The 9,854-nt window shown below is 72.7% G+C and carries 12 protein-coding genes; 5 read left to right on the top strand and 7 right to left on the bottom strand.

What is annotated here, in order from left to right; genetic code table 11:
• Positions 1-305: 305 nt before the first annotated feature.
• From ACWEQL_RS38130 to ACWEQL_RS38145, 4 genes are all read right to left on the bottom strand, one after another.
• The gene (locus ACWEQL_RS38130; RefSeq protein ID WP_452155470.1) at positions 306-830 is read right to left on the bottom strand and encodes a GNAT family N-acetyltransferase; all 525 of its coding nucleotides are present in this window, start codon (positions 828-830) and stop codon (positions 306-308) included.
• A gap of 325 nt (positions 831-1,155) precedes the next feature.
• Complete coding sequence (locus ACWEQL_RS38135; protein WP_452155472.1) at positions 1,156-1,563, bottom strand: TipAS antibiotic-recognition domain-containing protein; 408 nt, start codon at positions 1,561-1,563, stop codon at positions 1,156-1,158.
• A gap of 168 nt (positions 1,564-1,731) precedes the next feature.
• Complete coding sequence (locus ACWEQL_RS38140; protein ID WP_452155474.1) at positions 1,732-1,983, bottom strand: hypothetical protein; 252 nt, start codon at positions 1,981-1,983, stop codon at positions 1,732-1,734.
• 233 nt (positions 1,984-2,216) lie between these two features.
• On the bottom strand, positions 2,217-3,335 hold the full coding sequence (locus tag ACWEQL_RS38145; RefSeq protein ID WP_452155476.1) for an FAD-dependent oxidoreductase: 1,119 nt from the start codon (positions 3,333-3,335) through the stop codon (positions 2,217-2,219).
• A gap of 53 nt (positions 3,336-3,388) precedes the next feature.
• Between ACWEQL_RS38145 and ACWEQL_RS38150 the strand changes: the two genes are divergently transcribed.
• Together ACWEQL_RS38150 and ACWEQL_RS38155 are read left to right on the top strand one after the other, a co-directional pair.
• On the top strand, positions 3,389-4,075 hold the full coding sequence (locus tag ACWEQL_RS38150) for a TetR/AcrR family transcriptional regulator (RefSeq protein ID WP_452155478.1): 687 nt from the start codon (positions 3,389-3,391) through the stop codon (positions 4,073-4,075).
• A 584-nt stretch (positions 4,076-4,659) separates the two neighbouring features.
• Positions 4,660-5,133 carry a hypothetical protein gene (locus ACWEQL_RS38155; protein WP_452155480.1) on the top strand — a complete coding sequence of 158 codons (474 nt, stop codon included), beginning with the start codon at positions 4,660-4,662 and terminating at the stop codon, positions 5,131-5,133.
• A 268-nt stretch (positions 5,134-5,401) separates the two neighbouring features.
• On the opposite strand, the gene ACWEQL_RS38160 is transcribed toward ACWEQL_RS38155, so the two are convergent.
• Complete coding sequence (locus ACWEQL_RS38160; protein ID WP_452155482.1) at positions 5,402-6,622, bottom strand: PP2C family protein-serine/threonine phosphatase; 1,221 nt, start codon at positions 6,620-6,622, stop codon at positions 5,402-5,404.
• A gap of 611 nt (positions 6,623-7,233) precedes the next feature.
• Between ACWEQL_RS38160 and ACWEQL_RS38165 the strand changes: the two genes are divergently transcribed.
• The 3 genes from ACWEQL_RS38165 to ACWEQL_RS38175 are packed head-to-tail and all read left to right on the top strand — an operon-like array spanning position 7,234 to position 7,886.
• The gene (locus ACWEQL_RS38165; protein WP_452155484.1) at positions 7,234-7,455 is read left to right on the top strand and encodes a MarR family winged helix-turn-helix transcriptional regulator; all 222 of its coding nucleotides are present in this window, start codon (positions 7,234-7,236) and stop codon (positions 7,453-7,455) included.
• Positions 7,452-7,658, top strand: coding sequence for a hypothetical protein (locus ACWEQL_RS38170; protein ID WP_452155486.1), 207 nt, complete (start codon positions 7,452-7,454; stop codon positions 7,656-7,658). Before ACWEQL_RS38165 ends, ACWEQL_RS38170 begins: the two co-directional genes overlap by 4 nt.
• A 30-nt stretch (positions 7,659-7,688) precedes the next feature.
• Positions 7,689-7,886, top strand: a complete 198-nt coding sequence (locus tag ACWEQL_RS38175; RefSeq protein WP_452155488.1) for a hypothetical protein — start codon at positions 7,689-7,691, stop codon at positions 7,884-7,886.
• 101 nt (positions 7,887-7,987) lie between these two features.
• Here ACWEQL_RS38175 and ACWEQL_RS38180 read toward each other — a convergent pair whose 3' ends face one another.
• Both ACWEQL_RS38180 and ACWEQL_RS38185 read right to left on the bottom strand, forming a co-directional pair.
• On the bottom strand, positions 7,988-8,587 hold the full coding sequence (locus tag ACWEQL_RS38180; RefSeq protein ID WP_452155490.1) for a hypothetical protein: 600 nt from the start codon (positions 8,585-8,587) through the stop codon (positions 7,988-7,990).
• Between the two features lie 306 nt (positions 8,588-8,893).
• Positions 8,894-9,664, bottom strand: coding sequence for a hypothetical protein (locus ACWEQL_RS38185; protein ID WP_452155492.1), 771 nt, complete (start codon positions 9,662-9,664; stop codon positions 8,894-8,896).
• Positions 9,665-9,854: the final 190 nt, after the last annotated feature.

Raw genomic sequence — 9,854 nt, forward strand, 5'->3', positions numbered from 1 at the left:
AGGTTGAACCGCGCGGCCCCATCGAGACCGAAGCAGCCCGCCGCCTCGCCGACGACCTCAAGAACCAGTAATCATCCGATTACCCAACACTTTCTGAGCCGGCCACGCTGCCTCAACGTAACCTGCCCGGGCATCCGGAGCCCCTCCGACACGGGTGGCGGACGTGTGAGTCGTCGGGGGCGACCCGTCGACGGGCGCACCCGAGCCGGCGTTCGCGGAGCACCGACCTCGGGATCAGGAGCGAACGCCCGGTCGGCCGCGTGCGGTGGTGGGGGGTCGGCGGCGGGTGCCGCCGACCCCTCGGATCATCGCTGCGCGGCCGTCATGAAGCGGATCACGCCGTCCTCGTCGTCCTCGCCGGTGGTCTCGCACCGCCGGAAGCCGGCCTTCTCCAGGACGCGCACGGAGGCCGGGTCGGCCGGCTCGACACCGGCGGTCACGGTGTGGACGCCGGGTGCGGTGAGGGCGAACGAGGAGAGTGCGCGGACGGCCTCGGTGGCGTAGCCGAGGCCGCGTCGGGAGACGGCGACGCCGTACCCGAGCTCCAGGACACCCTCGGTGGGCGGCCAGAACAGGCCGAGCGAGCCCACGACGAGGCCACTGTCGCGTTCCACGATCAATCGGTGCCCGTGGGCACCGAGCCAGGTGGGGTTGTCGGCGAGCAGGCCCGCGATGACGCGGTCGCCCTCGGCGGGGAAGTCGTCGGCCCAGTGGACAGGCCGGGGGTCGTCGTCCGCGAGGACGCCATGGGCCTCGGCGGTGGTCCAGCTGCGGAGCACGAGCCGGCCGGTGGTCAGCTCGGTGAGGTCTGTCGAGAGGGAGGAAAGCACGCGTGACTCCTGGTCGTCGGAAACGACCGGACCGCGCCGATCAGCGCGCGGACCGGAAAAGGGCATGGCGAGGACGGCCGTTGACGGCCATATTCATCAACCTCCCTGCTCCGTGTCCGTGTTCACGCGCGCCGCGTGCTCGGGTGCTCGGGTGCTTCGCGTGCTGAGGGGACGTTACCAGGCCGGCGGGGCCCTGGATCGAGGTTCCGGGCCGGGGTCCTCCGGCAGCCGCAGCGGATGGGGCCCCGTGTCGAGCCCGACTGGGGGCTGTCGCAGCCCCTGGGCCTGAGCCCCGCCCAGGGGTGTCCTGGCCCGTGTCGCCCGACTACGCCGAAGCCCCGGCCCCTGCGCTGGGGGCGAACCCGCTCTCCTGCTCGGCGAACACCTTGATCGCGGCGCCCAGGAACTCCACCATCCCGGGGTGGTAGGAATCGTGGAACGCCCTCATGGCCTCGTCCTCGGCGTAGAAGAGCGACATGCCGACGTAAGCCTCCCTGGAGGGGACGTAGAACCGGCAGACGATGTCGAAGTGCCTGCGGACGAGCTCCTGGATCCGCTGGTCCCCGGGCAGGGAGCCGCCGTCCAGGAAAACCGTGATCTCCCGGTACAGGACGTCCCAGTCCTGGTGGACCCGCTCCCTGTCCACGTGCTCCCAGTCGTTGGTCCCGGCAAGGCTCCTCGCCTGCTCCTCGGCCAACGACCGGCGACACTCGTCCTCGTAACTGTTCCCCACGGCACCGCTTCCCATCGTTTCGTCACCTCTCCGGTGGATCCCCGAGAGGCCGCCGACACGTCGACATCGGCCGGCCGCCGATGATCAACTGCCGGTCCAGGCCGAACGGTGACACACCGCCACCGGGTCGGCAAACCATTTCTCGGACCCTCCGGCGCTCCGTCCCGGTCAGCCGGCGGCGGAAAGGCGCGGCTCGAACGGCGAGCCGCCGGAGCGGGACGTCCAGCCGCTCGACCGCGCGGCGCGGACTCCCACGGCGACCTCGCGCGGCAGGACGAGCTCGGCCGGCACCGGGTCCCGCTCCATGACGGCCGGTCGACCGGTCTCCACGACGGGGGTCGTCCCGGGGCGGGCCGCGTCCTCCACCACGTGGCCCGGGGCGCCGGGGTGATATTCGCAGCACCGGCGGTTCCTGCTCACCCGCCAGCGGTACTCGACAGCGTCGACGACGATGCGGCGGGAACCCTTCTTCGTCAGTGCACTCTCCGCCCCTCCGCGAACGGCCGACCGGTCGCCACATCGTCCCGCGCCCCGACGCCGCCCGCTGGTCCGACGTGATCCGAAAGAGAGGGCCTCGCCGGACCGGGTCGTGCCGGGAGGAGCGTGGAGAGCGGTCCGACGGGGCACGACCGCGTCTCCCTCGTGCCCGGCGATCAGGCGGGCTGGACCTGATCGAAGAGGGCGAGCGCTTCGGCGGGGTCCGGGCTCACGAGGCGGCCCAGGCCGGACAGCGTGATCTGCGCCCACCTGCCGGCCCGTGCCCACATCTTCTCCTCGAAGGCGCGGACGGCCCGGTCCGGATCCCCGGGGCCGGCGGCGATGGCCTCGGCGAGTTCGGCGCCCTCCAGCATCGCCAGGTTCGCGCCCGCCCCCAAGGGAGGCATCAGATGGGCGGCGTCACCCAGCAGCGTCACCCCGGGGACGTGCGTCCAGGTGTGGGACACGGGCAGGACGTGGAGGGGCCGGTGGGTGAAGACGCCGTCGTGGCGGAGGAGGTCGAGGACGGGAGCGGCCCAGCCGTCGAACAGGGCCAGCAGGCTCGATCGCACGGCCGTGGCGTCGGCGGGGTCCAAGTGCGCGTGCCAGTCCGATGGTGCGCGGAACTGGGCGTACACCTTGACGTGACCGCCGCTGCTGCGCTGGGCGACGAGAGCCCGGTTCACGCCGTACACGGCCACGGAACCGTCGCCGACCAACCGGGCGAGGTTCGGGTGGCGGGTGTCGACGTCGTCCAGGGAGGTCTCGACCGTGGTGACGCCGGTGTAGTGCGGCGTCACCGGCGAGACCGCCGGGCGGGTCCGGGACCAGGCCCCGTCCGCGCCGACCACGAGGTCGAACGTCTCCTGTCGCCCGTCCGCGAAGTGGACCAGGACGCCGTCGCGGGTCCCCGGCACCACCTGTGTCACCGCCCGCCCCCACTGGACGTCGAGAGGGCCGAGCAGCAGGTCGCGGAGCTGCCCGCGGTCGATCTCGGGGTTGGCCCGGCCATCCGGACGGGGGTGCCAGTCGCGCAGGACGGTCCCGTCCGTGTCCAGGATGCGCATGGCCTGGCCCTCGGGGCGGGACAGCTCCTGGAACTCCGCCAGCAGCCCCGCCTTGTCCAGGGCGAGCTGGCCCAGCCCTTCGTGGAGGTCCAGCGTGCCGCCCGGGGGACGGGCGTCGGGGGCGGGATCGCGTTCGAGGACGGTGACGGGGTGGCCGTGGCGGTGCAGGACACGGGCGAAGGTGAGGCCGGCGGGGCCGCTCCCCACCGCTGCGATGCGCTGTCTCATGTCGATACACTGTATTTTTCCGTGACGGTGCATCGCAACAGTAGGATTCGGCCATGACTGTCTGGGACCGGCCGGAGCCGCCGACTCAACCCGTGCCGCTCGACCGGGAGCGGATCGTCGCCGCCGCCATCGCCCTGGCCGACGAGGGCGGGTTGGAGGCGGTGTCCCTGCGCAAGGTCGCCGCCCGCCTGGACGCCGGCCCCATGCGGCTGTACCGGTACATCTCCACCAAGGAGGAACTGTTCGACCTCATGGTGGACGAGGTCCAGGCCGAGATCCGTCCCGAGGAGCGGCCCGGTGACTGGCGGGAGGCGATGGGCGAACTCGCCCATCGCACCAGGCGGGCCGCCCTCCGTCACGAATGGCTGGCCGACCTGCTCGGCGGTCGCCCGGCCCTGGGCCCGAACGGGCTCGCCGTGACCGAGGCCGCGCTGGCCGCCTTCGACGGCCCCGCCGACGTCGACACCGTCATGCGTGCCGTGGAGACCGTCAGTGCCTACTTCATCGGCGCGATCAGGCGCGAGGTCGCGAACCTGCGGGCCGAGCGCGTCACGGGCCTGTCCGAGCACGACTGGCAGCGCGCCTCCGGCCCGCACGTGACGAGGATGCTGGCCACCGGCCGCTTCCCGGCGCTGGCCAGGGTCGTGCACGACGGCACGGACGTGGACGCCGAGACGTCCTTCGCGACCGGCCTGGACTGGGTCCTCGACGCCGTGGCCGCCAAACTACCGGCGTCCTAGCCGGAGGAACCACGGCCTCCGACACAGCCGGACCCACCCGGGACCGTGCCGGACGGCCGCGTTCGGCCGGTGCTGTCTGCGGGAGGGGGTCGGCGGGTCCGCGTGCCAAGGGTCCAATGGGCCGCTGGCGCCGGGCCGCGTCGCTGGTGCGATTCGAGAGGGTCCGCGGCTGTCGATGCGATCGATCTGGTCCGCCGGCGTTCCGGTGGGGTGTCCGGAGGCCGTTGTGCCTCGGAGCGGCCCGAACCGCCGTCCCGAGCGGAGGCCACGCACATTCACATGACAGCTACGGCCGGCTCCGCGATCCTTGGACGATGGCCATGGAACCGGACATCCTCAGCCTGAACGTTCCCTGCCCACCACCCGGGGAGGGCTACCTGGAGGTCCGCCCGCTCGTCAGCGGCCGGGATCTCCTGGGTGACCTGTCCCTCCGGAGCTCGGAATCAGGCGGCCCTCGGTTCGTGGGATCCGGCCCCCGGCATCTCCTTGAGCGGAGCGGGCCGTTGCACGCCGCTGCAACGCCCCACGAGGTTCGGCTCGCTCGATCCGGGTGCGGCGAGGAGCGGTGCTGCAGCGCTCTGTACGTGACGATCACGCGGGACGAGGAGCATGTCGTCTGGTCGGGTTGGCGTGACCCGGCCGAGCGGGGCTTCGACCTGCCGGAGTTCCGGTTCGCCGCGGATCAGTACGAGGCCGAGGTCCTGCGGGACGAGGAGGACCGCTGCTGGGAGTGGCCGGCAGCGGTGGTCGCGACGCTGCTCGAGGCGAGGCTGAGGGGACACGAGGACTGGCTCGCCATGTGGGAGTGCGAGTTGGAGGCCGTCTGGGCCTCCCGTGGGGAACCCGATCGGATCGACGTCGTCCTGAGGCATCCCCCGGGCAGGGACGAGACGGATCTGCCCTGGGCCCAGTTCCTGATGACCCTCCCGATCTCCGCGGACGACCCCTCGGACCAGGCCGGGCAGCTCGAAGCGCAGCTGACCGCAGGCGATCCCCGTGCCGCCGCTGAGCTCGTCGGAGGTTACAACCCCGAGCAGCTGGGCTACCCGTGGCCGTAACCGGCCGACCCGCCGTTGCTGTGAACGGAGGGAAGAGACGAGGCCGGGCCTCTCCCCGCCATGGTGCATCCACGCGAAGCCACCGGGGTCCGTGGGCCGTTCCCCCGATCTGATTCTTCCGCCGGAGAGCCGGCACCCGTCGTGACGGCTCCACAGGACTCGCGCCGGAGCCGAACGACGTGGCGCTGATCATGTTCCGACCGTTTCCGCCCCCAGGCGCTGTGCAGGGCGGTCACCACCCCTGTCGGGGACGGGCGCCCCGCTTCGGCTACAGGTGGACGATGACGAGGGCGGTGTCATCGGTGACGGCGTCGGAGGGCAGCAGGTCCGCGAGGACGGCGTCGGCGAGGCGGTCGGGGTCGGCGGCGCCCGCGTGCCGGCGGAGGGAGTCGGCGAGGGCGGTCAGGCCGGTGTCGATGTCCTGGCCGCGGCGTTCGATCAGGCCGTCGGTGTAGAGGGCGAGGACGTCGCCGTCCGCGAACGCGGTGGTGGCCTGGGGGCGGGGGCTGGGTTCGGGGTGGGCGTCCAGTGGCGGGTCGGTCGCCCGGTCGAGCAGCGCCGTGGTGCCGTCGGCGTGGAGGAGGACGGGGGGCGGGTGGCCGGCGCTGGAGTAGGTGATGGTGTGCCGGTCCCAGTCGAGGAAGCAGGTGACGGCGGTGGTGGATTCGGCGCCGTCGAGGAAGTGGGCGTAGCGGCCGAGGGCGTCCAGGGCCTGTGCGGGGCCGGCGGCGACGAGGGAGGCTGCGGACAGGGCGCTGCGGAGCTGGCCCATGACGGCGGCGGCGGCGAGCCCGTGGCCGACGACGTCGCCGACCGTGACGGCGATGCGGTCGCCGCCCGGGAGGGGGATGAGGTCGTACCAGTCGCCGCACACGTTCAGCGCGGCGGTGGCCGGCCGGTAGCGCACCGCAGTGCGGTGGCGGCGGATCGGCCGGGCGGGCGGGAGCATGGCGCTCTGCAGGGCGAGGCCGACCTCGCGCTCGCGGGCGTTCGCCAGGCGCAGGCGCTGGTTGACCTCCTCGAGTTCGCGCAGTCGGCTGTACAGCTCCGCTCCCACGCGCAGTTCGACGCCGGGCCCGCCCACGGCGCGGATCAGCGCGGTGACCTCCTCCACCCGGTGGATCACCAGCACCACCTGCCCGTCCGGGGCGAACACCGGGGCGTTGACCGGACTCCAGTACCGCTCCTCCCACCGGCCCGGGGCGGCTTCGATGTCGTAGCGCTGCACCGCCATCACGTCGCCCTCCCCGTCGGCCAGCACCCGCCGCAGCGATGCCTCCAGACTCCGCATGTTGGCGGCGGAGGCGTCGTGCGGCTGGCCGGGGAAGGCGTCGAACAGGTACCGGCCGACCACCTGCTCACGGCTGCGCCCGGACTGACGCAGGAAGGCGCCGTTGGCGTCGGCGAACACCAGCTGCGGGGTGAGCAGCGCGACCGCGCCGGGCAGCGCCTGGAACACTGCCGCGTAGTCGATGCCCGCCTCGGTCATGCGCTGCCGCCTTCGCCCTGTCGGTGCCGTCCGGCCAGGATAGGAGCGCCTCGGGCCGTCGCCGGGCAGGGCCGGGACGGCGCCCGAACCGTGTCAGCCGTTCGGACTGCATGGTCCGTCCTGCGCCGGGCCGGGCCGCCCGCGCACCGGGTACGCGGCGGCTGGTTGTTCCGTGCCGGGGACGGTGCCGGGGTGGCGACCCGGAGCGGGGCACCGGGCCGCCGGGGCGCCGGGCTGCCGGGCCCGGCTGTGGCGCTACGCGGAGTGCGTCCCGTCGGGCACCGGGACGACAGGCCGCACAAGCCCAGTACACCGCGGTGTGCTGCGGCCGGGGCCCGGAAGCGGGCCACCTTCCTCGGATTGGCCCTTTCCGCACCCGTGTCGACTGCCGGTACGTTCGCGTCATACGGATCCGGATCATCGATGCCTTCACCGACCGGCCTTTCGCGGGCAACCCCGCCGCCGTCCGCCCTGCCGGGCCGGACCGGACTGGCCCGAGGACACCTGGCTGGGCCGATGACGCCTGGCTGGGCCGGGCGCCGCCGAGATGAACCTCTCCGAGGCCGCCTTCGCCCTGCCCTGCCCTGCCCCGGCCCACGACGCTCACCGGTGTGCTCGACCGCCTGGAGCGCCGCGGTCACATCACCCGCGGCACGCGGGCGGGCGATCGCCGTTCGGTGCTCATTGAGCTCACCGACTCCGGACGCGAGACGGCCGCCTTGATCAGCCAGACGCTGGCCGGGATCGAGCGCCGCTGCCTGGCCGGCCTGCCGGCCGACGCGCTCGCCGGGTTCTACGCCGTGCTGGACGCGCTGACCGAGGAGGGATCATGAGCGGGAGCGAACCGGGCACCGGCGAGGAATCGTCGCCGTTCACCCGGTTGATGGGTGAGGTGATGGCCGACGCGGAGCGGTTCGGGCACCGCCAGCACGTGCACCTGACCTGGTTGGCCGTGCGGCGTCACGGAACGGCCGAGGCGGTGGACCTGATCGCCGACGGCATCCGGCGCACCGCCCGGTACGCGGGCGTTCCGTAGAAGTACAACGCCACCGTCAGCCGTGCCTGGGTGGAACTGGTGGGCCACCACGTGATCTGCTCCGGCGCCGCCGACTTCGACGCCTTCGTCGACGAGAACCCGGCGCTGCTCGACAAGAGGCTGCTGACCCGCTTCTACCGGCCCTCGACGCTTGCGAGTGCCTCCGCCAGGACCGGCTGGGTCGAGCCCGACCTCACGCCCTTCCCGTGGGAGCGCGCCGAGGTGTGAGGCTGCGAAGCTCCGGCGGTTCGGGATGACCTGGGAGGTCACGCCGATCAACTGGAGCTTCGACGCGTTCGTGACGGCGTTGGTCCCGGACCCGTGCCGTGTCAGTCGTTGCGCCAGATCTGGAGGGTCCACTTCCAGGACCCGGTGTTGTCTCCGAGGTTGTTGTCGTTCATCCCGAACCCCATGCGTACCGGGGCGTTGGGGGCGGCCCAGCAGGCCGTCACATTGAGCTCCCGGAGGTAGTGGGGGTTCCAGGGATTGGGGTCGGACCCGCTGGCCACCCAGCCACCCGGGTTGTTGTTCATGCGGAAGACATCCACGTACGACTTCCATCCCGGGAACGGGAAACTCGAAGGGGCGTACTCGTTCTTGCCGTCGATGCCGTACCACTCGGTGTTCCAGTGGGAGATCGAGACCTGTGCGGACTCGTTCACCACGACGTGGAGAGCGTTCCCGGGGAAGATCCCGTTCGGGGGGTTGGGGCCGCCGGGGAAGCCGTCGTTCCCTCCGCCAGTCTGGGTGAAGGGAATGCTCACATTGGGCTGCGCCCCGCTCAGGCACTTCTGCATGCCCGTCTGACCGGCGACCGCGGGAGCCGGGTTGAAGAGCACGGCGGTGCTGACCGCGGTCAGGATGAGCACGGACGCCCGAAGACGCCGGCCGAGACGGCCGATCGGTGAGAGAGCGAGCGGAATGTTCAACGGATTCCTCCTCTGACTCGTGCGCGGTGCCGTGGACGCAGACAAGTCAACATTCGTTCGCCGGAGGCCAGTAGGGCGCGCAGGACGCCATGGGTGGCGCACTGGAGTGAGAACCGCTGGGGCGGTGAGCTCCCGCTCGGCGGCGCACTCCGGTCGGGCGTTCCTCCGGCGGTGCACGTACTCCGCCCGATGCGACGTACCGACGCGATGAGGGTGGCCGGCCCGCTGTCCGGACCCGGGCAGGGGCGTGCCGGGTGCGCCTCGGGGCTCGGCACGGCCAGGTCCGTCCCGTGTCGGTGAGGGCCCTCATCGGCCGGCCCCCGGGGTCGCGGTCGCGATGCCGCTCGGCGCGGCCTCGCCGCTCGGCGCGGCCTCGCCGCTGGGAGCGGCCGGGCCGCTCGGCGTGGCCGGCATCGGGGGCAGGTCGCCGGGGTGGACGGTGAGGTCGCCGGAGCTGACCGGGGCGAAGGGGGCGGGTGCCATGCAGGTACCGACCCTGCCCTCGATCGGTCGGCCGCTGCCGTCGGTGTCCATGTTGGCCACGCCCCACGAGAAGCCGACCCGGTCGGGGCGTTCGGGCGATCCCGCGTCATGGACGCTGAAGCCGCGGCGCTGGCCGACCCACTCGGCGACCTCCGGATCCGCCCGGGTGACGACGGCGGTGAACGAGGCCGTCCGATCACCCGTCACCAGGCAGTCCACCGTCGCCTCCGAGGTCACGGTGCGGTTCAGCGCCGCGACGTGGTGGGAGATCCGCACCGTGCCCCGTGCGTCCGTCGGCAGCCCCTGCGGGGCGTCCGGCAGCGGCCGGCTGAACGGCTGGGCCTCCACGTCGAAGGTGAACCGTATGTCGTCGTCCGGCGAGTACACGTAGGCGATCCGCGCCGATCCGGTGACGGAGGCCTTGGCGGTGGCGGCCGTCGTGGCCGTGGCGGCCGGGGAGGCGGCGGACCCGGAGGGCGCCGCCCCCGCCGAGGCGGAGGACCCCGAGCAGCCTCCCACGGCGAGGACGAGCGCGGCCGAGGCGGCGAATGCGGCAAGCGCCTTCGTGCGGGTGGAGGTGAGGGTGGCGGACAAGGTGAACTCCCCGGTTCGGTGGGCCCGTCGGCCTGCCGGCCTCGGGCTTCGTCTTGATGACGGCTCAAGCCTGCCGCCCCCGGGGTGGGCCTCCCAAGTGCCGATCGGCAGGTACCTGTCCACGCTGATCCCCGTGATCGGCCCCGAGCTCGCCGGCATCGAGGCGGACCTGGTCAAGCGCATGCAGCTG

It is taken from the genome of Kitasatospora sp. NPDC004240, assembly GCF_053603215.1.

Coding starts and splice junctions, on each gene's coding strand:
- ACWEQL_RS38160 (WP_452155482.1), bottom strand. CDS start 6,622: ATGACCGAGGCGGGCATCGACTACGCGGCAGTGTTCCAGGCGCTGCCC.
- ACWEQL_RS38145 (WP_452155476.1), bottom strand. CDS start 3,335: ATGAGACAGCGCATCGCAGCGGTGGGGAGCGGCCCCGCCGGCCTCACC.
- ACWEQL_RS38170 (WP_452155486.1), top strand. CDS start 7,452: ATGAGCGGGAGCGAACCGGGCACCGGCGAGGAATCGTCGCCGTTCACC.
- ACWEQL_RS38150 (WP_452155478.1), top strand. CDS start 3,389: ATGACTGTCTGGGACCGGCCGGAGCCGCCGACTCAACCCGTGCCGCTC.